The following is a 21,711-nucleotide window of genomic DNA, read 5'->3' on the forward strand; positions in this document are numbered from 1 at the left end:
AGCGGGCACCAGAGCGCCTCCCTGGTGATCAAGAAGCCATCCCTATGGATCCCCAAAGCCGGTGTTTGTGCAGGTGGTGGGCTTACTGTGAGGTCCGGAGACCATGTCGACGAGGCGAGGAACGGCGCGTATGAGGCAGCAGGGCACTGGCGGAGCGGGCGAGGACGAGGTGAGCGCCGGCGGCCGGTCCACGGCGTCCGGCGGGCGCGGAGCCGCGGCCACCGTCGATGTGGACCGCAGCGATCCCGAGTACCGCGCATGGCTCAAGGAAGCCGTACGCAAGGTCCAGGCCGACGCGAATCGCTCGGCCGACACCCACTTGCTGCGGTTCCCCCTGCCCGAGCACTGGGGCATCGACCTCTATCTCAAGGACGAGTCGACGCACCCGACCGGCAGTCTCAAACACCGGCTGGCCCGTTCGCTGTTTCTCTACGGTCTCTGCAACGGCTGGATCCGGCCCGGCAAGCCGGTGATCGAGGCGTCCAGCGGATCGACCGCCGTCTCCGAGGCGTATTTCGCGAAGCTGATCGGCGTGCCGTTCATCGCGGTCATGCCACGCACCACCAGCGGCGAGAAGTGCCGGCTGATCGAGTTCCACGGAGGACGGTGTCACTTCGTGGACGACTCGCGGAAGCTGTACGAGGAGTCGTCCGGTCTGGCCGCCAGGACCGGCGGCCACTACATGGACCAGTTCACCTACGCGGAGCGCGCCACCGACTGGCGGGGCAACAACAACATCGCTGAATCGATGTTCCAGCAGCTCAGACTGGAGCGCTATCCGGAGCCCGCCTGGATCGTCGCCACGGCAGGCACCGGCGGCACCTCGGCGACCATCGCCCGCTACGTCCACTACATGCAGTACGACACCCGGATCTGTGTGCCCGACCCGGAGAACTCCTGTTTCTTCGACGGCTGGGCGCGGCACGACGCGCTGGCGAGCAGCGAGCACGGTTCACGGATCGAGGGCATCGGCCGGCCACGGATGGAACCGAGCTTCGTGCCCGGCGCCATCGACCGGATGATGAAGGTGCCCGACGCGGCGAGCATCGCCGCCGTACGAGCCCTGGAGCGTGCCATCGGACGCAAGGCGGGCGGCTCCACCGGCACCGGCCTGTGGAGCGCGCTGAAGATCGTCGCTGAGATGGTCGCGGAAGGCCGCCAGGGCAGTGTGGTCACTCTGCTCTGCGACCCGGGCGACCGCTATCTCGACAAGTACTACTCGGACACCTGGCTCGCTCGGCAGGGCCTCGACATCGCTCCGTACACGGTCACGCTCGACCACTTCCTGGCGAACGGTGTCTGGCCGGACTGAGAGCCGTGCACACCTGACGTACCAGACCTGACGGTCAGTCATCAGACGGGCACGGAAGGCCCGTTCAGCCGCGCAGCAGCCGGCCGACCACCCGCCCGAACACCGCCTGTGCCGCGCGCGCGGTCAGCGGATCCAGCAGCCGCGGCAGCCGGCCGACACGCAGCTCCTCCTCCCAGCGCACCCGGGTCAGGCCCGCCTCGCCGCGCACCTGGATCTCGGCCCAGCCCGTAACGGTCCGGCCGCGCTTCTCCAGCCGGCAGTGGCCGGAGAGGCCCGGCGCGGGCGGCTGCCAGCGGACGACCTCCATGGGGTCGTCGAACCCGGCGGCGCCGAGCGCGCTGCGGGCGACGAGGACCGTGCCTACGCGGGTGGGTCCCGGTGTCAGTACGGAGATGGTCGTCAGTGGTACCTGGTCCGCGTGCGCCGGCCAGTCGGTGAGCCGCCGCCACGCCTCGTCGGCGGACAGCGGCGTGGTGCGGTCGATGCGGAAGGCGCTCACCCGGCGATCGTAAGCCGGGGTGTCCAGGGCCGCCCGCCGGCCGGTTCAGCCGTCGCCCGGTGTGGCCGGGCGGTAGTCGGACTCGCCCGCCACCACCAGGCCCGGCAGATGTTCGGCGATCTCCTGGCGGGCCCGCTCCGGCAGCCCCGCGTCCGTCACCAGCGTGTCGACCTCCTCCAGCGTCGCGAAGGAACTCAGGCCCACCGTGCCCCACTTGGTGTGGTCGGCGACGACCACCACGCGGCGCGCGGACCGCACGAACCGCCGATTGGTCTCCGCCTCACCGAGATTCGGCGTGGACAGACCGGCCTCGACGGAGATGCCGTGCACACCGAGGAACAACACGTCGAAGTGGAGCGAGCGGATCGCCTGGTCGGCCACCGGGCCCACCAGCGAGTCCGACGGTGTACGCACGCCTCCGGTGAGCACCACCATGGCCGCGCCGGGGCGCCGGCCGCCCGCCGCTCCGGCCGACTGGGCGGCATGGAACACATCGGCGACGCGTACCGAGTTGGTCACCACCGTCAGATCCGGTACGTCCACCAGATGCTGGGCCAGCGCGTAGGTCGTGGTCCCGCCGGACAGCGCGATGGCGCTGCCCGGCACCGCCATGGCCGCCGCCGCCCGCGCGATGTCCTCCTTGGCGCTCAGCTCCAGCGCCGACTTCGCCTCGAAACCCGGCTCGTGCGTGCTCGCCTCGACCACCGGCACCGCGCCGCCGTGCACCTTCTCGACGACTCCCTGGCGGGCCAGCGTGTCCAGATCCCGGCGCACGGTCATGTCGGACACATTGAGCTTGCGCGTCAGCTCGTTGACGCGGACCCCGCCGCGCCGGCGCACCTCGTCGAGGATCATGGCACGGCGCTGCTCCGCGAGAAGGTTCTGGTTGTCGTTCACCGCCGGGCCGGTCCTTCCGCGTCGTCATCCGCCGTTGTCGTACCCGGCGGTCCTGGCTGTCCGATCGTGGCTGTCCGATCATCAGGAGTCCCTCATCCTCCCACGGTGCTCCGGCAGGTGCTCCGGTCCGGGGTTGGCGGGGTCGGAGGCCGGGGAGATTCCGTGAGGGCCCGGCGGCGAACGGCCCGCGTCCGGAATGCTGACGAGCGTTCCCTTCCGCCCCGTCGCGCCGACCGCGCCGGCCGGTCCCGCCACCCGAGAGCGAGTCACCGAAGTGCCCTCTGAGACACCTGATCCGCGCAGCGGCGAAGCCGCGCTCGAACTGCTCGTCCACGGCGTCGGCGGGGCCACACCGCAGGAGACGCTCGACGATCCGCGCACGGTCAGGATCACCGGTGACGAGACGGCCGCCGTGTACCGCCGGGCCGACGACACCGACGCCGAGCTCCGGCCCGAGCGGTACCGGGACCGGCCGGTCCGCGAGGCGTACTGCTGGTCCAATCTCACCTCGGGCGACGGCTCCCGGGCCCTGTGGCTGCTGCTCCTTCCCTTCATGGTGGTCAACCTCGCGCACTGGATGCGGCCCGCCACCAAGGGGCTCGGGAAGTCCCAGCGGCTGTACGGCGTGCTCGTACGCCTGGTCGCTCTCACTCTCACCGTGCTGTTGACGGCCTCGGCCTGTGAGGTCGCGCTCGATCTGACGGCGTGGCAGTGCGCCGGCTCGCCGGAGTGCGTCGCGAACCAGTCCTGGCTCGGCTTCCTCTCACCGGAGCGCCAGGGCTGGTGGTCGCAGCCGGGACGGCGGCTGGCCCTCGCGGCGACGGTGCCCACGGCGCTGGTGGGACTGTTGTGGTATCTCTCCAACCGGACGTGGAGCGCGTACGAGGCCCAGCGCCCGCCCACCGACGAGCGCTCCCAGGAGCGTTCTCAGAAGGCTCCGGCGGACCCGGACGACGGCGTGGACGAGCACCGGCCGGCACCGGCCGCGGATGAGGGCCCGAAGGTGCGGCCCGCGCTCGGCCGTCCCGGATTCTGGTACGGCCGCCGGCTCGTCGCCCGGCTCCGCTCCGCGCACACCGCCGCCGGATTTCTCACCGTCGCCGCCGCGCTCAGCGCGGCCGTCACCGAACACGACGGCGGCGCCGGCGGTGTGACGGCGGTCCTCGGTCCGCTGCTGCGGGCAACGATCGCCGGCTGCGCGGCCGTTGTGCTCTGGGTGGTGTGCAGCAGAGGGCGCAGCGAGCGCCGGCGCGACGGCACTCTCGACCGCGCCATGATCAGCCGGCTGCCGTCCGTGGCGCTCACTCTGCTGGGCCTGTCCGTGCTGTTCGCCGCCTGGTCACGGCCCGGCTGGGTCTCCACCGGCACTCTTCCCGGCGATGCCACCTTCCAGATGATCGCGCTGGCGCAGGTCGCGCTGATCGTCGCGCTCGCCGTCACGGCCCGTGCGCTGTACCGCCGCGTGCCGCAGCCGAGGACCGCGATGCGTGGCTTCGCCGGACCGGCCGTCGCGATGCTCGCGTGCGCGCTGGGCGGAGTGATGACCGGCGGTGTCGCCCAGCGCGTCGCCGACTGGCTCGACGGCGAAGCCACGCCGGGCATGGGCGGCGGCGCGATCCTGGGCCCGCCGGTGCTGCTGAGCTGGCAGGCCGCCGTCATTCCGGTGCTGCTCGTGCTGCTGCTGGTGCCGGTCGCCGTCCTCGCCGTGAGGACCGTGCGGGCCGCCCGCGCGCTGGCCCCGGTGGTGGAGGCCGAGTACGGACAGGTGACCGCGGACTCCCTCCGCACCCGGCAGATCGCGGGTCTCCGGGCCAGGGCCGCGCTCACCGACGCCGCTCCACGGCTTGTCGCTCTCCTCGCCGGCGCGGCCCTGCTGCTCGGCGCCGCCGCGGTCGCCGGATCCTGGATGAGCGGCGAAGTACCCGGGCAGGCGGCGGAAGGCACCGACTCCTTCGTCGAGTCCGTGGCCGACACCGCGCAGGCGCTGGGCTCCTGGCTGATCGGCCTCGGCTTCATACTGTTCGTCACCTGGGGCCGTCGTGCCTACCGGGACGCCTCGGCCCGGCGCACCATCGGCATCCTCTGGGACGTCGGCACCTTCTGGCCGCGCGCCGCGCATCCCTTCGCACCGCCCTGCTACGCCGAACGCGCCGTCCCGGACCTCACCTGGCGGATCGAGACCTGGACCGGCCGCACCGGCGGCCGGCTGGTGCTCTCCGGCCACTCGCAGGGCAGCGTGCTGGCCGCCGCCGCCGTCTGGCAGCTCCGGGCCGCCACCCGCCTCCGGGTGGCGCTGCTGACGTACGGCTCACCGCTGGAGCGGCTCTACGGCCGCTGGTTTCCCGCGTACTTCGGCGCCGGACCGCTGCGCGACCTGAGCAGGGAGGTGCACTGCTGGCGCAATCTCTGGCGGGCCACCGACCCGATCGGCGGCCCCGTGCGGATCGCCGCCGACGGCGACCGCCCGGAGGTGGACCGGGGGCCGCTGACGGATCCGCTCGCCTACGGCCGTACGCTCCTGCATCCACTGCCCGAGCCGGTCCTCGGGCACTCCGACTACCAGGCCGATCCGGCCTTCGCCGAGGAACGCGCGGCGCTGCTCGACCGGTTGCCGCCGGCGGCGGTGCCACGGCAGTCGCGGAGCGGCGACGACCGAGGCGCTCAGGGCAGCTCGGGCAGATCGTCCGCGTAGAGCAGGGTGAGATCGTCCGTGCTGGTCTCCGGAAGCTGGGCGACCCGGCCCGCGTGCCGCTCCACCATCGACTCGAAGGTCTGCCGCGCGGTACGGCCGTTGCCGAAGGCCGGTCCCTTGGGCAGCGCCGTGAAGTACTTGAGCAGCGCCTCGGCCGTGCCGTCGCCCAGCCGGTACTCGTGCTCCTCGGACTGCTGCTCCACGATCCGGAGCAGCTCTTCGGGAATGTAGTCGCTGAAGGTGATGGTCCGTGAGAAGCGGGACGCCACACCGGGGTTGACGGTAAGGAACCGTTCCATCTCGGCGGTGTAGCCCGCGACGATCACGACCACCGCGTCGCGGTGGTCCTCCATCAGCTTCACCAGTGTGTCGATGGCTTCTTTGCCGAAGTCCCGCCCGGAGTCCTCCGGCGAGAGGGCGTACGCCTCGTCGATGAACAGCACTCCGCCGCGCGCCCGGTCGAACGCCTCCTGGGTGCGGATCGCGGTCGAGCCGATGTGCTCGCCCACCAGGTCCACCCGGGAGACCTCGACGAGATGACCGCTGTCCAGCACGCCGAGCGAGGCCAGGATCTCGCCGTACAGCCGGGCCACGGTCGTCTTGCCGGTGCCGGGTGAGCCGGTGAAGACCAGATGGCGGCGGACCGAGGCGGCCTTGAGACCCGCCTCCTTGCGGCGGCGGCCGACCTCGATCATGTCGGTGAGCGCCCGGACCTCGCGCTTGACGCTTTCGAGGCCCACCAGTGTGTCCAGCTCACCGAGGACGTCCTCGGAGGTCCGCGCGGTGGCCGGGACGGCCGGCGCGGCGCTGGTGACGGTCGAGGACGCGCCGGCCGGAGTCGTGGGAATCGCGCCGAGAACGCCGGCCGACTGGGTCGCGGTCAGCACGGAAGGCGGTTCCGGTGTGGGCGTCAGTACGCCGCTCTCGTCACTGGTGCAGTCCTCGACGGTCGGTCCGTCCTCCGCGAAGTCGTATCCGCCGCGCGCGCACCGTTCGGTACGGCACCGCTTGAGCGTCGTACGGCAGCCGTCCATCACATGGAAGCCATAGCCGCCGCTGCCCGTCACCCGGCAGTTGTGGAAGGTGCCGCGGCCCTCGGCGGAGACATAGAAACCGGCCTCGGCGGGCGAGGTGACCGTGCAGCGCTCGATGGTGGGGTCGGCGCCCTTGGTAACGATGACGCCGGTCTGGACGGAGTCGATCGTGCAGGAGTTCAGCGTGCCGCCGCTGCCGTGGTCCCGGAACCAGGCCCCGGTGGAGGCCTCGCGGATGCGGCAGTCGTCGAGTTGCGCGGTCGCGCCGTCGCTCACCGACACCGCCGTGTTGCGGACCTGGGAGAGGTCGCTGTCGACCACGTCGACGCGCGAGCCGCGGTCGAGGACGAAGAGCGCGTCCGGCACATCATGGACACGGCAGGATTCCAGGACGGCGGTGGCGCCGTCGCTGACCCAGACCGCCGGATAGTCGCCCGTACTGTCCTGGATCTCGCACTGGTTGGCGTCGACGCGCGTGCCCGGGTCCCAGACGGAGAGGCCGTTGCGGCCGAACCGGCGGACCGTGGAGCGGGTCAGGGTCAGCACCGAACGGGACCGCAGATCGACGGCGTTCTCCGGGACGTCGTGGATGTCGCAGTCGGAGAGGGTGAGTACGGCGTCGGTGTCGAGAGTGATGCCGTCGGCCGAGGTCCGGTGCACGGAGGAGTCGGTGAGATGAGCCGAGGCACGGGAGGCGATCTGCACTCCGGTGCCCTTGATCTCGTACACCTCGCAGCCGATCGCCTCCAGGCCGCTGCCGTCGCCGGTGACGGACAGGCCGGACCCCGAGGAGTGGTGGATCCGGCAGCGTTCCAGCCGAGGATGCCCGCCGCCGCGCACCGAGACGCCGGACTGCCCGGCCGCGACGATCTCGCACTCCTCGAACACCCCGCCCGCACCGTCGAGTACGGCGATGCCGACACCGGCCGGATTGTCGACGGTGCAGCGGCGGACCGTGGGGCGGGCCGAACCCCGCACCTCTATGCCCGCCGCGGAGCGGGTCACGACCCGCAGATCCAGCAGCTCGGGTGTGCAGTCCTCGACGAGCAGCGCCGGGGCCGTCGTGTCCTGGCCCTCGATATGGAGGTCCTGGACGGTGGCCGAGGCGCGCAGAGTCAGCGGCACCCCGTCGGCCGGCGCGATACGTACGGAGCCGAGCGAGCCCTCCGGACCGCGCAGCGTGACGGCGTGCGCCACCACGAGATTCTCCCGGTAGGTGCCCGGGGCGATGGTGAGGACGTCGCCGTCGCCGGCGGCCTCCAGGGCCCCCGCGAGGGAAGCGTATTCGCCTGTGCGGCGCCGCCAACGCGATGTTCCGGTGTGCGTCACCTGGACCGTGCCCTGTGCCATGGCGCTGTTGTGCCCCCGCCTCGTGCGTGCGCGTGTTGTGCCGTCCCGGGTACCGGCCCGGAACCCCGGCCGCAACGACGGACCGGGCGGCACCACCGTAGCGCGCGCCGAGGCGCTGAGTTGACGCAAGCGGCGGGTATCAGCTCCCGGCGCCGGTACGACCCCAGTCAGGACCGGCCTTGGCCCAGGCCCGGTCGAGCCGTTTGTACCGCCGCTGTTTCAACTGCCATACGATCAGCCGCCGCAGGCATTCCACGAGCCCGGCGGCCAGCGCGGCCGAACCGAATCCGGCCAGAATGGCGTGGACGCGGGCGCTGGTCCCGTTCATCGGACCGCGTACCTGCTTGCCCTGCTCGTCGGCCCAGATACCGAACGTCTCGCCGGGACGGGGCGCGCGCAGCGGCGCGGAGACCGTGCCGGTGTGTGTCCTGCCGTCGGCGGACCGCCATGTGGCCGTCACCCGGCTGCCCGCCGCGTGGTTGGCGGCCGACTCGGCGTCATACGCGTCGCGGTGCCGCTCCGACGCGGGGCCGGTCACCACGGCGGTCGTCCGGTGCCGCTGCTCGTGCTGGAGGCGTACCGTCCGCTGCAGCGACGAATCGATGAGAGTCCCGCAGATCCAGCCGCTCGCCGGTGTCGCCACGGCGAACAGCAGCACCGCCGTCAGCGCCACCCACGCTTCCACAAGATCGGTAACCCGGCGCAGGGGGTTGCGCCGCCAGCGCCAGAGTCCCGCGATCGATCGCACAGTCCCGCACCCCCTTCCGTCTCCGTCCCAGGCCCTGTCTGACACATCCCGCCCGGCCCACGACGCCCGGCACGCCCGCTCGCGGCGTTGTCGGAGTCAGCCACGTACGTCCACTACGAGCCCGCTCCTCCGCCTCGCTGTCGCACGCACCGGACCCGGGGGCCCCGCACTGCGGGCGGACGGCGCCATGTGTCAGACAGGGCCTAGCCGCGGGCAGCACGGTTTACGCGCGACGGGTACGAAGAGAGAGCAAGCTCACCTCGGTGCTCCATGCACTCAACAGGCCCGTCGCCGGGTCGTGTTCCCCCGGCGGACGTCTTCACGCATGGAGCCGGCGGCCTCCGGCGGTCGAGGGACAATGGTGGGCCGCCGGGCGCCCGGACAGCGCCGTCGCCGGCCGCGGGCGGGCCCGATGAGCAGTCCGGGGCCGTTCACTCAAGAACGGTCACCGGATCGCCCACCCGGACGGTGCCGGTGGACTCGGGCACGATGTTCTGTCCGAAGATCAGCCGGCCGTCGAACCCGCGGTACCGGCCGAGGGTGCGCAGCGGCTCCTTGCCGCGCTCCGCCGTGCGCTGGTCGGTGGTGGTGATGACACACCGGCCGCAGGGCCTGGCGACGCGGAAGGTGACCTCACCGACGGCGAGGCGCAGCCAGTCGTCCTCCGCCCAGGGCGCAGTGCCCGCGATGACGAGATTCGGCCGGAACCGGTCCATCGGGAGCGGTCCCTCGTCCGCGTGATCTCCCTGTGCGATCAGGGAGTTGAGGGCGTCGAGCGAGCCGAGCGTGGTGACCAGCAGCGGAAATCCGTCCGCGAAGCTGACCGTCTCCCCGGGCCGCGCGTACAGCGGATTGACCGGCCGGCGCACGGCCGGGTCGTCGAGATGCACAAGCCGGACCTCCACCCCGAGGTACGCGCTCAGCAGGCCGTGCACATCCACATCACCCGCGGCATGACCGGCGAGAACCGCTTCGACCTTGGTCCCGAAGATGTCCACCACGACCGTGTCGGTGGGCTTCGGCACGCCGACGTCCACGCCCAGCGGCCCGAGGCCGGGCGCGCGCAGCCGGATCCCGCCGTCCGGCCGCGGCTCGGCGTGTGCGAGCGCCAGCCGCGGCTGCCGGCGCTGTGTGACCGCCTTCCCTGTGCCGTCGATCAATGCCCAACGGCGGTCGCCGGCAAGTCCCCAAGGCTCGACGAACGCGCTGTCCGGCGTGATTCCGGCCATCGACTTGACCGGGTGTACGCGCAAGGCGTGCAGAACAGGACGAACCGGCTTCGGCATGAAACCATCCTGTCACCGCCTCCTGACATCCCGCCTGTCAGTACCCCCGGTTCTGGTAGGGCCGGTTGTACGGGTCGTCGTACTGAGTGGGCGGCGCGGGCGCCGGCCGGGGAGCCGCCGGGCGCATCGCCTCGTAGCCCGTGCCGGGCATCGGACGCTGCGGTTGCGGCTGGGGCTGGGCGGCCTGGTAGCCACGCGGCGGGGCCTGCTGCGGGATGTACGGCGCCGGCGCGTGCTGGAGCGGCATGGGCTGCTGCATCGGCTGCTGCTGGTAACCGCCGTAGGCGGGCGCGGGATGAGAGGGAGCCGCCGGGAGTGCGGGCAGCGCGGCGGGCAGAGCCGGGAGATAGCTGTTACCCGTGTCGTAGGCGGAAGGCACTCGGATCGGGGCGATCTGAGGCGTGCCCCGCTCCGCGACCAGGGAGTCGTAGATCGGGGTGTCCGGGAACGACGGCGCGGTGTAGTAACCGCCGCCGTAGGTGGCGCGGGGGGAGGTCATAGAACATAAGTTAAGCCCACGATGTGCCGGTTGGGGAGTCCCAATCTTGGGGTCATCCCTTTTACGCTGGTTCTGTCCGACTAAGGGCTGTCCCGTGATCCCTGGTGGGTCGGCGCGCGGCGTCGGATGCGGTGCGTCGCACGGCGGAGGGGCGCTCGCGTACTGGATGTATGCGGGCGCTCCGACAACGCGGCGAGGCGCCGTGCTGTCGTCGCGCGCCCGCCGGGGATTAACGGGACAGCCCTTAAGTTGCCAAAACATTGTTAAGGCTTCCGTTAACAGCGGGGGCTTTTCCGTTGGAGGGCCCATGGTTGGCTGACGAGAAGCGGTGGATGGGCTACCAGGCGTGACACGCGCGTGGTACTCGCCAGGACGACTGTCCCTCCTGCCAGTCACGGAAGCCACCCGTACCGCCTGAGTCCGGTACGGGTGGCGACCGCCTCGCCGCACTGACGCGTCGGGGCTTCCTGCTGGGAGAGTGGGCCGGAAGCCCTCTCACCGTTACTTGACTGAGCCGGCCATCACTCCTTCGACGAAGTGCCGCTGGAAGGCGAAGAAGACGATGAGAGGCACGATCAGCGAGAGGAAGGCGCCGGGAGCGAGGACGTCGATGTTCGCGCCGAACTGGCGGACATGGGACTGGAGGGCGACGGTCAGCGGCTGGGATCCGCTGTCGGCGAAGATCAGCGACACCAGCATGTCGTTCCAGACCCACAGGAACTGGAAGATCGACAGGCTGGCGATGGCAGGACGGCCCATGGGCAGGATGAGCCGCCAGAAGATCATCCACTCGGTTCCGCCGTCCATACGAGCCGCCTCCAGCATCTCGCGCGGTATCTCGGCGAAGTAATTGCGCAGCAGGAAGACGGCGAAGGGCAGCCCGTAGGCGATGTGGAAAAGGATCACGCCCGGGATCGAGCCGAAGATACCGAGAGCGCCGAAGAGCTTGGCGACCGGCAGCAGCCCGATCTGTACCGGCACCACGAGCATGCCGACGACGAGCAGGAAGATCCAGTCCCGGCCGGGAAACTCCAGCCAGGCGAACGCGTAGCCCGCGAGGGCGGCGAGGACGACGACGCCCACGGTGGCCGGGACCGAGATCATGACAGTGTTGAGGAACGCTCGTGTCATGTCGCTGTCGTCCAGCAGACGACCGTAGTTGTCGAACGACAGCCCGCCCGTGTGGGTGAGCGCCGTCCACCAGCCGCTCCTGCTCTGGTCGGTCGACGAGCGCAGGGAGGCCACGAACAGGCCGACCGTCGGAGTGAGCCAGACGAGCGCGATCACGATGAGGACGGCCTGCACGAGGCCATTGCGCAGCCACCCGGTGGCGCGGCTCGCCGCACCGCTCCCCGGCCGCCGCGGTGCGGTGGGCGGTGCCGCCGTCTTCTTCTCGCCGCTCGGGATGACCGGCGGCAACTGCGCGGTGGAACTCTGGGCGGCCATCAGCGACTCCTGCGGAAGCGTCGGATGTTCACAGCCATCGCCGGGATCACCAGGAGCAGCAGGACCACGCCGATCGCGCTGCCCAGGCCCTGGTTGTTGCCGCCGCCGAAGGAGACCAGCCACATCTGGAGGGCCAGTACGTTGGCGTCCTGCTGCACGGGTCCCGGCGCGATGATGTAGACGAGATCAAAGACCTTCATCACGTTGATGATCAGCGTCACGAAGACCACACTCAGCACCGGCGCCAGCAGCGGGACCGTGATCCGCCGGAAGACGTTCCATTCGTTCGCGCCGTCCATACGGGCGGCTTCCAGCATCTCGCGGGGGAGCGCGGAGAGGCCGGCGCCGATCAGGACCATGGCGAAGCCGGTCCAGACCCAGAGGTACGCGCCCATGATCGCGGGAGTGATGAGGGCGCGGCCCAGCCAGGAGATGCCGCCGTAGGGCTCGGCGAAGTTCTCCGCCGGGAGCCGCACCGCGTAGGTGCCGGGCTTGGTGTCCTTGAAGGCGAAGGAGCCGTCGGCCGAGCTGGTGGTCTCCGCGACCGTCTTCCCGTCGCGGGTGAGCTGGAGCGTGATGCCGGGCAGTCCGCGTTCGCGGAGATCGACCTGGTTCGGCTTTCCGCCGCCGCCCGGTGCGAAGTCCACGTAGACGACGCCCGTCACCGCGTCCGCCGCCTGTGTGGTGGCTGGGTTCACGGCTTGCTTCGCCTCCGCCGGGATCCCGGTGGGTGGCAGGCCGACCAGACCCAGTGTGAGTGGTTCGCCGGGGCCGGTGGTGTGGACGGTGGTGTACGCGCCGCCGGTCGTGTGCTTGAGGACGGTGGCATCGCGCGGACGGGCTCCGGGATAGCCGGCCGAGTCGGCGAAGGCGTCATGGATGCCGACCGTCGCCGCGTTGAGCACACCGCGCTGCGGGTCCTGGTCGTACACCAGGCGGAACGTGATACCGGCCGCGAGGAAGGAGACCGCCATCGGCATGAAGATCAGCAGCTTGAACGCGGTGGCCCAGCGGATCTTCTCGGTGAGGACCGCGAGGATCAGTCCGAGCCCTGTCAGCAGGGCCGGCACGACGATGACCCAGACGGCGGTGTTGCGCAGAGCCGTCAGCGTGGCCTTGTCCTGGAACAGTTCACCGTAGTTGCTGAGTCCTACGAAGTGGCTGCCGCCCGCGTCGTAGGTGGAGCGGACGGCCGAGTAGAGGATCGGGTAGCCCACGAGCGCTCCGAGCAGGGTCAGCGCGGGGAGGGCGAAGAGTACGGCGGTGACCCGGGCTTTGCGCTTGCGCCGGCGGTTGGCCGCCAACTGTGCCGGAATCTCCGGAGACATGGTGGTACCGGTGGGGGCCGTGGCAGTGGACATGACGCCGCATCAGTCCTTGTAGGCCTTGGCAGCGGCGGTTTCGAGCTTCTTCGCCGTGGCCTTGGGGTCGGACGGGTCGGCGAGGAAGTCCTGCAGGAGCTTCCACTCGCCGGTGCCCGCGGTGCCGCCGAAGGCGGCCGGTGCCTGATCGGACATGTCGAACCGCACGTTGTCGCCCGCGCCGATCAGCGACTTGGCGGTCTGCCGCAGGGTGTCGTTGCTGTAGGAGGAGAGCGGCAGGGACTTGTTCGGGGAGAGGAAGCCTCCCGACTTGGCCCAGATTCCCGCGGCCTCCGGGGTGGCCAGGTACTCCAGCAGCCTCATGCCGCCCGACGGGTTCTTGCCCTCCTTGAGAGCCACGGCCGCGTCGCCGCCGCCGACAACCGGAGCGTCGCCGCCGCCCACCGAGGGGAAGGCGAAGAACTTGGCATCTGTGCCGACCTTCTTGTGCAGGTCGTTGGTGATGTTGCCGCTGACGAAGTCGCCCTCGTACGTCATGGCGGCCTTCGGCTCGTCACCGAAGACCTGTGTCACCGACGTCGGGAAGTCGGTGCGCAGCGCTCCCTCGGCTCCGCCCGCGATCAGTGTCTTCTGCTTGAAGAGTTCACCCAGTGTCGTCAGGCTCTTGACCACGGTCGGATCGGTCCAGGGGATCTTGTGCTGCGCGAGCTTGTCGTAGTTCGCGGCGCCCGCCTGGGAGAGATAGATGTTCTCGAACCAGTCGGTGAGCGTCCAGCCGTCCTGCCCGCCGATGGCGAACGCGCTCAGGCCCGAGTCGGCGATCGTCTTCGCGTCGGCCATCATCTGCTCGTACGTGGTCGGCGGAGTGACGCCGGCGTTCGCGAAGGCCGTCGGGCTGTACCAGACCGTCGACTTGTCGGACGCCTTGAAGTACAGGGCGTAGAAGGTGCCCTCCACGGTGCCGTAGTCCTGCCACACCTGGGCGTAGTTCTTGGTGGCGGCGGCCTTCACGTTCGCGGACAGCGGCGCCAGCCAGCCCGACTTCGCGAACTGCTGGACGACTCCGACCTGCGGGACCATGACCACGTCGGGGGCGTCGCCGCCCTGGATCTTGCTGCCGATGACGGTGGAGACGTTGTCGCCGGTCGAGACGAACTGGATCTCGGCTCCCGTCTTCCGTGTGAAGCCGTCGAGCACCTTCTTGAAGCTGGCCTGCTCCTCGCCGGTCCACACGGCCGCCACGGTGATTGTCTGTCCCTTGAGGGCCTGGCCTTCCTTCGGCGCGGAGGAGGCCGAGTCGCCGCCGCCGCCTCCGCAGCCGGTGCCGGACAGAGCCAGGCCACAGATGAGGACGGTGGTCACAACGGTGCGCTTCATCTTTGAAGTCCCTTCGTCAGCGTGCTCGGTAAGCCGTGCGCGCTCTTGCTGTGCGGGTGGTGCTCGGAATCAAGGGGTGACGCCGTGCGGGACGGTTCGGCGGGATTACGGTTCGCCGACGGATCCGAGGACGCCGGTGGTGTCGATCCACCACGCGGCCGTGTTGCCGGGCAGTACGCCGGGCGGGCAGGGAGCGCTGGAGAGCAGCGGAGTGCCCTGGAGAGGCGCGGGAACGGCCTCCTCGCCGAAGTTGACCGTGCAGAGCAGTCCGTCGCCGCGTATGAACGCCAGTACCTCCGGCGGAGAGTCGAGCCAGCGCAGATCGCCCTCACCGAGCTGCGGCAGTCGTGCCCGCAGACTCAGCGCGTCGCGGTACAGGTGCCAGAAGGAACTGGTGTCCAGCAGCGCACGGTCCGTGGTGTGTTCGGCGAACCACGCGGGCTGCGGCAGCCACGGCTGTGCGGTGCTGCCCTCCTCGGTGAAGCCGAAGGGCGAGGCGTGTCCCGACCACGGCAGCGGCACACGGCAGCCGTCGCGGACGTAGCGGCGGCTGCCGGTCCTGCGGAAGATCGGGTCGGTCAGCGCCTCGTCCGGCAGGTCGACCACCTCGGGCAGGCCGAGTTCCTCGCCCTGATAGATATAGGCGGCCCCGGGCAGCGCCAGCATCAGCAGTGCGGCGGCCCGGGCGCGGGTGGCGCCGAAGACGCCCGCCTCGCCGCCGTACCGTGTGACGCTCCTGACCTGGTCGTGGTTGTTGAGCACCCAGGTGACGGTGGAGCCGGTGCCGGCGATGTCCCGGAGCGCCTCGCCGATGGTCCGCCGGAAGGTGTCCGCGTTCCACGGGGCGCTGAGCAGGTCGAAGAAGAACGCCTGGTGCAGTTCGTCGGGGCGCACATAGCGGGCCTGGTCGGCGGCCGTCCTGACGGAAACCTCGCCCACCAGCAGGCGTTCCCGGCCGTCGCGGGAGGTGTACGCCTCGCAGATCGCGCGCCAGTCGCGCCACACGTGGTGCACCTCGGGCTGGTTCCAGGCGAGCGGGTTGACGGAGTCACGGGTGCGCTCATCGGCCTCGGGGTCGGGCGAGTCCGGCAGCTCCGGGTGGCGGAACAGACCGGTCGCCACATCGATACGGAAACCGTCCACACCTCGGTCGAGCCAGAAGCGCAGTACCTGCTCGAAGTAGTGACCGACGCGCGGGTCACGCCAGTTGAGGTCCGGCTGCTCCGGTGTGAACAGGTGCAGATACCACTGTCCGGGGCTGCCATCTGCCTCTGTGACACGGGACCAGGCGGGACCGCCGAACATCGCACGCCAGTTGTTCGGAGGCAGTTCGCCGTCCGTGCCGCGTCCGTCGGCGAAGTGGAACATCGCCCGTGCGGAGCTGTTGGGAGGGCTCGCCAGCGCCGCCCGGAACCACAGGTGCTCGCTGGAACAGTGGTTGGGCACGATGTCGATGACCACGCGCATGCCGAGGCGATGGGTGTCGGTCACGAGGCGGTCGAATTCGGCGAGGTCGCCGTAGACGCCGTCCACGGCGCAGTAGTCGGTGACGTCATAGCCGTGGTCGTGCTGCGGAGAGGGATAGAACGGGCTCAGCCAGATGCCGTCCACGCCCAGTTTGCTGAGGTAGGGCAGACCGGCGCGAACTCCCGCGAGGTCGCCCACACCGTCACCGGTGCTGTCGAGGAAACTGCGGATGTAGACCTGGTAGAGCACCGCGTCCCGCCACCACTGGCCCGGCGGCGGGCCGCCGTCGATGACGGGGGAGACCGACTCGACCGCCGAGGGGGCTCGTAGCACCTGACACCATCCTGATTCCGGGCGCGCGAGCGGCGTCGGCGCGGAGTCGTGAGCAACAGCGATGCGCTGGGAAGCGCGGACCGGCGGCCGGGAAGCGCCGCTGCTGTTATGCATGCATGTTAAGTACGTGCAACCAGCAGGTGTCAACGCTGTGGCGCAAGGTTTCGATGAAAACGGGCGCAGAGGTGTGTGTAAAGCCCTGGTTGAAGCCCATATGTGCACAGGCCGTGAGAGTCTCTGCTACTTAACAGGTAACTAAGAAATGGCGGAGATGGCGGCGGTCCGCGTCACCTCAGTCGCGGGATACGATGCGCCGCAACTCCCGGTCCAGCCGGGCGATCGAGGCCCGGGCGGACGCATGCCCCCGCAGGGCGTCGCTGGTGACCGCGGCCACCGCGAGGCTCACCTGTTCGTACTCGGCGCTCTTGGGACGCGGCTTGGCCGTCTTCACGCTCTGCTCCAGCACCGGCAGATACGGGTACCGCGCCGTCAGTTCGGGATCCGAGTAGAGGTCGGCCCACACCGGCGGCAGCGAACCATGGGTCAGCACCTGCCGCTGTACGTCCTCGCTCGTCAGGTAGGCGAGCACATCGGCCGCCGTCCGCGGATGACGCGAGTGGACGTCGACCGCGAGGTTGGAGCCGCCGAGGACGCTCGCCCCCGGCCCGTCGGGCCCCGGCAGCGGCGCCACTGCGAACTTGCCCGCCACCTCGGAGCCGGGTGCCGACGCCATGTCGTACACGTAGGGCCAGTTGCGCAGGAACAGCAGACCGCCGTCCTGGAACGCCCGGCGGGACTCCTCCTCCTTGTACGTCAGGGCCTCCTCGGGAATCCAGCCCTCCCGGACCCCTCGCATCAGGAAGTCCAGCCCCTCACGGGCGGCGGCCGACTCCACCGTCACCGTCCGGCCGTCCGGGCCGAGGATCGTCCCGCCGGCCGACTCCACGGCCTCGTCCACATTGACCGTCAGTCCCTCGTACGGCAGGAACTGGCCCGCGTACCCGGCCAGTCCGTACCGCGGGGCGACAGTCGCCGCGTCGCGCTCCAAATCGGCCCAGGTGCGCGGCGGTTCCAGGCCGGCGCGGTCCAGTATGTCCTTGCGGTAGTAGAGCAGTCCGGCGTTGGTGACATACGGCGCGGCGTAGAGCCGGCCACGGAAGGTCGCGGTGTCCAGCACCGAGGGAAGCAGGCTTTTCAGCGGCAGCGCGGCCGGGTCCAGCGGGGCGATCCAGCCGGCTCCCGCGAATTCCGAGGTCCACGCCACGTCGATGTTGAGGACGTCGAAGCGACCGCTGCCGGACCGCAGGCTGTCCGCCATCTGGGCATGCACCTCGTCGGCGGCCTCGGGCAGTTGCACCAGTTTCACGGGCTCGTCCGGGTGGGTACTGTTCCACCCGTCGAGCACCTGCTGGAGATAACCCGTCAGGTCTCGGCCGGTCGCGAGCGTGATGGGGCCTCTGCTGTCGGCCGGTCCGGCCGCTGATGTGCCGCTGCCCGCATAACCCGCCAGCAGTAGTGCGGCGATCAGCATGCCCCGCCGCGCGGCCCGCGACCACCGCATGCGCTCCTCCTCAGGGGCCGACAGACGTGATTTTTCGCCGCCGCCCGAGCTGTTATCTATACCTGCTGAGCATGCGGGATACTAGGCCTGGATACGGCCTGGGTGGCAGCCGCCGCCGAGCCACCGGTGCCCGCACCGGCGACACGGGGAGAGTGGAGGAGGCTGAGCCCCATGCGTCTTCCCCTGCTGGCGCTCCTGGCGAAGGGGCCGGCGCACGGATACGAACTCAAACAAAGTCTTGAGACCCTGTTCGGCTCGGCCTACCCTCAGCCGAACGTCGGACAGGTCTATGTGACTCTCACCCGTCTGGAGAAAGCGGGACTCATCCGGGGAGAGGCGGTAGAGCAGTCCAGCAGACCGAACAAACGCATCTACGAACTCACCGAAGCGGGCCACGAAGCGGTCGCGGCCTGGTTCGAGCAGACCTCGGACGAGCCGCGGGTACGCGACGAGTTCTTCATGAAACTGGCACTCGCCCCGCTGACCGGCGTCGCCGATCAGATCGGCCTGATCAACAGACAGCGCCGCCACTATCTCAACCTGATGCGCGCCATGTCCCGGCTGGCAGCCACGGAGGACCGGGACAACCGTGTCGCCCAACTTCTCATCGAGGGCGCCATGTTGCATCTACAGGCTGACCTGGACTGGCTTGAGCGATGCCAGGAGGAGATGGAATGAAGCGGAACGAGCCACCCGGCGGCCGGGCCGCCGGAGACGTCCTGGTCGTCGAGGGCCTCGTCAAGACCCACCGCGTGGACGGTGCCGAGGTACGCGCCGTGCGCGGCGTCGACCTGCGCGTACGGGCCGGCGAGTTCGTCGCCGTCACCGGTCCCTCGGGAGCCGGGAAGTCGACCTTGCTGCATCTGCTGGGCGGCCTGGAACGGCCCGACCGGGGCCGGATATGGCTCGACGGGCGCCGGGTCGACACCCTCAGCGAAGCCCGCTGGGCGACCCTGCGGCGCCGCGGCGTCGGCATCGTCTTCCAGTTCTTCAACCTCGTCTCCACGCTGACGGTCGCCGACAATGTGGAACTGCCCGGCCTGCTCGCCGGCCGGCCGCCTCGCCAGGTCAGGGAGGACCGCAAGGAACTGCTGGCCGAACTCGGCCTGGAAGGCAAGGAAGACAGCACTCCGGGCGACCTGGCCGGCGGTGAGCAGCAGCGCGTCGCGCTGGCCCGCGCGCTCATCAACCGCCCGAGCCTGTTGCTGGCCGACGAGCCGACCGGCAGCCTCGACAGCAAGGGCACCCGCGAGGTGCTCCGGCTGCTTTCGCGACACCACAGGCACGGTCAGACCATTGTGCTGGTCACCCACGACGCCAATGTGGCCAGCGGCGCCGACCGCGTCATCAGCCTCCACGACGGACGGGTCGTCGACGACATCTCCTTCGAGGAACTTCCCGCGAGCGGCCAGGCCGCGGCGGACGTCGTCCGGCTCCTGGGCTGACCGGGATGCGAGCTCTCACCCGCTGGGCGCTGGCGGACCTGCGCACCCACCGCGGCCAGGCTGTCTCCCTCCTCCTCGCCACCGGAGGCATCACCGCCGCTCTGCTGATCTCCGTGGCCCTGCTCGTCTACGCGGCCGATCCCTGGCAGCGACTCTTCGCCGCCACCCGGGGAGCCCATGTCTGGATGCGCGTCGACAGTGCCGCCGACACCTCGGCGCTGAGCGGCCTGGACGGCGTCACCGCTGTCTCCGGTCCGTTCCGGACCGTTTCGGTCACCGTGAGCAACGGCCCCGATCAGGCCGTTCTCGATCTGCGCGCGGCCGGGGCGACGCCTCCGGCCGTCGGGCGCCCCGAGATCGACAGCGGGCGCTGGCTGAACAGCGCGCCAGGGGACGGCATCGTCCTCGAAAAGTCCCTCGCCACGGCGCTGTGGGTCGAACCCGGTGACCGGATCAGCCTGCCCCGGGACGGCGCCGCCCGCAGCCTGCGTGTCGTAGGCATCGCCGAGACCGCGGAACCCGCCTACACGGACGGCGACTCGCCCGGCATCGGCTGGGCGGACCCCGAGGTGGTCGACGAGCTCGCCTTCCGTACCGGCGACTCCGGCAAGACCCTCGGCCTGCGGCTCGCCGACCCCGGGGACACCGGCTTCGTCGTTCAGAGGGCCGTCGCGGCGGTCGGACCGGCGCAGGTCGTGGACGTGTCCACCTGGCAGGACGCCCGTGCCGACGCCGAGGGCGACAACCATCTGCGCGGGCTGCTCGTCGGCCTGTTCGGACTCGGAGCGCTGCTGGCCGCGGCCATCGCGGTCACCGGAGGCGTCGGTGCCCGGGTCCTCGCGCACGCGCGCGACATCTCCGTACTGAAGGCGATCGGCTTCACTCCCGGCCAGGTCGTGGCCATGTTCCTGCTCCAGCACGTGTTCCTCGCCGTCCTCGGAGTGCTCTGCGGAGTGGCCGCCACGGAGGTCCTCGGCCCCCTGGGCCCCGGCTCCCTCAGTGAGGCCATGGAGGTCTGGCGGGCGCTGCCCGAGCACACCTGGACGGTTCCCGCCGTCTCCGTGGCCACCACGGTGGTGATCGCCTCCGCCACGACCCTCGCCGCCTGGCGGGCCGGCCGTGTCCCGTCGATCCCCGCCGCCAGGACCGCCGCGCCGGGGCGCCGCAGAATGTCAGGGGCGGCCAGGGTGGCGCTTCGCGCGCACATCCCGCCCGCACTGGTCCTGGGCGCCCGCGCCGTCCTGCACCGGCCCGGCCGATCGGCGGCCGTCGTCCTGCGGCTCGCCCTGCCCATCCTCATCGCCACGGTGGCCTTCGCCACCTGGGCCACCGTCGACCGGCTCGAACACAGCCCGGGAGAGGTCGGCCTCGCCGGTCAGCTCATCGTCCGGCCCAACGGCGTTTCGGACGCGGTGGCGGTCCGGTCCCTCGACAACGGCCCCGGTGTGGCCGCCGTGCACCCCGGCATCGAACTGGCCGCACTCGCTCCCGGCCAGTCCGAATCGGTCACGCTGCGCGGTCTGGGGACGGCGGCGCTTCCGTACCCGTTCGCCGTGGTCGCGGGCCGGGCTCCCACCGGTCCCGGCGAAGCCGTGGCTGGCCAGGGGCTGCTGGACGCCCTGGACGTGTCCGTCGGCCAGTGGGTCCGGCTGACCGTGGGCGGCACTCCGCACATCCTGCACATCGTGGGCCGCTGCATCGAGACCGAGGACAACGGCCGCGTCATATCCACCACGTACGACACACTGCATGCTCAGGACACCGGCATCACACCCGCCTACTACAGCCTTGAGCTGCGCGACGGCGAACAGCCCGGCGCGGTGGGGGAGGCCCTCGCCAGGTCCTCGCACGGCACCTTGGAGATCCGCTCCGTCACCGGCTCGGCCCCCGATCTCTCGCCCGTCCGCGGAGTGATCGTCGGCCTTGTCGTGGTTCTGTCGCTCATCGGTCTGGCGGAGTTGTCCACCGCCGTCTTCACCTCGGTCCGTGACCACTCCCGGGATCTGCGCGCCTACCGGGCCGTGGGTCTGATGCCCCATCAGGCAGCGGGAATCATGGTCGCCCAGATCGGACTGCTGGCCCTGGCCGCGGCGGTACTGGGCATCGGGCTGGGGGTCCCGCTCTCAAGCTGGCTCATCGATCTCCAGGGCGGATCGAGCGGACTCGGCGCCGGCATCGCCCGACCGCCGTCCCGAGGCGTTCTGTCGCTGCTCGCCTGTGTGTCGGTGGGTATCGCGGCCGCCGCGTGCGTCCTGCCCGCGACGCGTTCCACCGCCGCCCGAGGGCCGCGCGACATGATCAGCGGGTCCTAGGACGTGTCTGACACATGGCGCCGTCCCCCCGGAGGGCGGGGCCTGCGACGTCTGGTGCGTGCGATCCCAAGGCGGAGGATCATCCGTGTACTGGACGTACTCGGATGACTCCGACAACGCGGTGAGCGTGC

Annotated in this window: 16 protein-coding genes; 5 read left to right on the top strand and 11 right to left on the bottom strand. The window is 70.5% G+C overall.

Annotated elements, in window-relative coordinates; all coding sequences use genetic code 11:
* Positions 1-130 precede the first annotated feature (130 nt).
* On the top strand, positions 131-1,312 hold the full coding sequence (locus PV679_RS25140) for a PLP-dependent cysteine synthase family protein (protein WP_319682657.1): 1,182 nt from the start codon (positions 131-133) through the stop codon (positions 1,310-1,312).
* 64 nt (positions 1,313-1,376) lie between these two features.
* Here the strand turns inward: PV679_RS25140 and PV679_RS25145 are convergent, their stop codons facing one another.
* A complete protein-coding gene (locus PV679_RS25145; protein ID WP_319682658.1) occupies positions 1,377-1,811 on the bottom strand; it encodes an SRPBCC family protein in 435 nt (144 codons plus the stop codon).
* Positions 1,812-1,856: 45 nt separating this feature from the next.
* Positions 1,857-2,708, bottom strand: coding sequence for a DeoR/GlpR family DNA-binding transcription regulator (locus tag PV679_RS25150; RefSeq protein ID WP_319682659.1), 852 nt, complete (start codon positions 2,706-2,708; stop codon positions 1,857-1,859).
* A 196-nt stretch (positions 2,709-2,904) separates the two neighbouring features.
* Between PV679_RS25150 and PV679_RS25155 the strand changes: the two genes are divergently transcribed.
* The gene (locus PV679_RS25155) at positions 2,905-5,400 is read left to right on the top strand and encodes a hypothetical protein (protein WP_416069796.1); all 2,496 of its coding nucleotides are present in this window, start codon (positions 2,905-2,907) and stop codon (positions 5,398-5,400) included.
* Here PV679_RS25155 and PV679_RS25160 read toward each other — a convergent pair.
* The 9 genes from PV679_RS25160 to PV679_RS25200 form a co-directional block, all read right to left on the bottom strand.
* Positions 5,370-7,784, bottom strand: coding sequence for a right-handed parallel beta-helix repeat-containing protein (locus PV679_RS25160; RefSeq protein ID WP_319682661.1), 2,415 nt, complete (start codon positions 7,782-7,784; stop codon positions 5,370-5,372). The two genes, PV679_RS25155 and PV679_RS25160, sit on opposite strands and share 31 nt — an antisense overlap.
* Before the next feature lie 139 nt (positions 7,785-7,923).
* A complete protein-coding gene (locus tag PV679_RS25165) occupies positions 7,924-8,532 on the bottom strand; it encodes a hypothetical protein (RefSeq protein ID WP_319682662.1) in 609 nt (202 codons plus the stop codon).
* Between the two features lie 431 nt (positions 8,533-8,963).
* The gene (locus PV679_RS25170) at positions 8,964-9,818 is read right to left on the bottom strand and encodes an MOSC domain-containing protein (RefSeq protein ID WP_319682663.1); all 855 of its coding nucleotides are present in this window, start codon (positions 9,816-9,818) and stop codon (positions 8,964-8,966) included.
* Between the two features lie 37 nt (positions 9,819-9,855).
* Complete coding sequence (locus PV679_RS25175; protein ID WP_319682664.1) at positions 9,856-10,317, bottom strand: DUF6643 family protein; 462 nt, start codon at positions 10,315-10,317, stop codon at positions 9,856-9,858.
* A gap of 501 nt (positions 10,318-10,818) precedes the next feature.
* Entirely contained in the window at positions 10,819-11,763 is a 945-nt protein-coding gene (locus PV679_RS25180) for a carbohydrate ABC transporter permease (RefSeq protein WP_319682665.1), read from the bottom strand.
* A complete protein-coding gene (locus PV679_RS25185; protein WP_416069797.1) occupies positions 11,763-13,124 on the bottom strand; it encodes an ABC transporter permease subunit in 1,362 nt (453 codons plus the stop codon). The genes PV679_RS25180 and PV679_RS25185 overlap by 1 nt, the downstream gene beginning before the upstream one ends.
* 9 nt (positions 13,125-13,133) lie before the next feature.
* On the bottom strand, positions 13,134-14,462 hold the full coding sequence (locus PV679_RS25190) for an ABC transporter substrate-binding protein (protein WP_319682666.1): 1,329 nt from the start codon (positions 14,460-14,462) through the stop codon (positions 13,134-13,136).
* Positions 14,463-14,567: 105 nt separating this feature from the next.
* Complete coding sequence (locus tag PV679_RS25195) at positions 14,568-16,262, bottom strand: glycoside hydrolase family 13 protein (RefSeq protein ID WP_416069798.1); 1,695 nt, start codon at positions 16,260-16,262, stop codon at positions 14,568-14,570.
* A 292-nt stretch (positions 16,263-16,554) separates the two neighbouring features.
* A complete protein-coding gene (locus PV679_RS25200; protein ID WP_319682667.1) occupies positions 16,555-17,823 on the bottom strand; it encodes an ABC transporter substrate-binding protein in 1,269 nt (422 codons plus the stop codon).
* A 171-nt stretch (positions 17,824-17,994) separates the two neighbouring features.
* Here PV679_RS25200 and PV679_RS25205 point away from each other — a divergent pair, with 171 nt between their 5' ends.
* Genes PV679_RS25205 through PV679_RS25215 form a run of 3 tightly spaced genes read left to right on the top strand, consistent with a single transcriptional unit; the run spans position 17,995 to position 21,580 of the window.
* Entirely contained in the window at positions 17,995-18,501 is a 507-nt protein-coding gene (locus PV679_RS25205) for a PadR family transcriptional regulator (RefSeq protein ID WP_319682668.1), read from the top strand.
* On the top strand, positions 18,498-19,268 hold the full coding sequence (locus PV679_RS25210; protein WP_319682669.1) for an ABC transporter ATP-binding protein: 771 nt from the start codon (positions 18,498-18,500) through the stop codon (positions 19,266-19,268). Before PV679_RS25205 ends, PV679_RS25210 begins: the two co-directional genes overlap by 4 nt.
* 5 nt (positions 19,269-19,273) lie before the next feature.
* Positions 19,274-21,580 carry an FtsX-like permease family protein gene (locus PV679_RS25215; protein WP_319682670.1) on the top strand — a complete coding sequence of 769 codons (2,307 nt, stop codon included), beginning with the start codon at positions 19,274-19,276 and terminating at the stop codon, positions 21,578-21,580.
* Positions 21,581-21,711 lie beyond the last annotated feature (131 nt).

The sequence above is a fragment of the Streptomyces sp. AK02-01A genome, assembly GCF_033795305.1.
In the GTDB taxonomy this organism is placed as follows: domain Bacteria; phylum Actinomycetota; class Actinomycetes; order Streptomycetales; family Streptomycetaceae; genus Streptomyces.

Coding starts and splice junctions, on each gene's coding strand:
- PV679_RS25140 (WP_319682657.1), top strand. CDS start 131: ATGAGGCAGCAGGGCACTGGCGGAGCGGGCGAGGACGAGGTGAGCGCC.
- PV679_RS25155 (WP_416069796.1), top strand. CDS start 2,905: ATGCTGACGAGCGTTCCCTTCCGCCCCGTCGCGCCGACCGCGCCGGCC.
- PV679_RS25160 (WP_319682661.1), bottom strand. CDS start 7,784: ATGGCACAGGGCACGGTCCAGGTGACGCACACCGGAACATCGCGTTGG.
- PV679_RS25170 (WP_319682663.1), bottom strand. CDS start 9,818: ATGCCGAAGCCGGTTCGTCCTGTTCTGCACGCCTTGCGCGTACACCCG.
- PV679_RS25175 (WP_319682664.1), bottom strand. CDS start 10,317: ATGACCTCCCCCCGCGCCACCTACGGCGGCGGTTACTACACCGCGCCG.
- PV679_RS25180 (WP_319682665.1), bottom strand. CDS start 11,763: ATGGCCGCCCAGAGTTCCACCGCGCAGTTGCCGCCGGTCATCCCGAGC.
- PV679_RS25185 (WP_416069797.1), bottom strand. CDS start 13,124: ATGTCCACTGCCACGGCCCCCACCGGTACCACCATGTCTCCGGAGATT.
- PV679_RS25190 (WP_319682666.1), bottom strand. CDS start 14,462: ATGAAGCGCACCGTTGTGACCACCGTCCTCATCTGTGGCCTGGCTCTG.
- PV679_RS25200 (WP_319682667.1), bottom strand. CDS start 17,823: ATGCGGTGGTCGCGGGCCGCGCGGCGGGGCATGCTGATCGCCGCACTA.
- PV679_RS25205 (WP_319682668.1), top strand. CDS start 17,995: ATGCGTCTTCCCCTGCTGGCGCTCCTGGCGAAGGGGCCGGCGCACGGA.
- PV679_RS25210 (WP_319682669.1), top strand. CDS start 18,498: ATGAAGCGGAACGAGCCACCCGGCGGCCGGGCCGCCGGAGACGTCCTG.
- PV679_RS25215 (WP_319682670.1), top strand. CDS start 19,274: ATGCGAGCTCTCACCCGCTGGGCGCTGGCGGACCTGCGCACCCACCGC.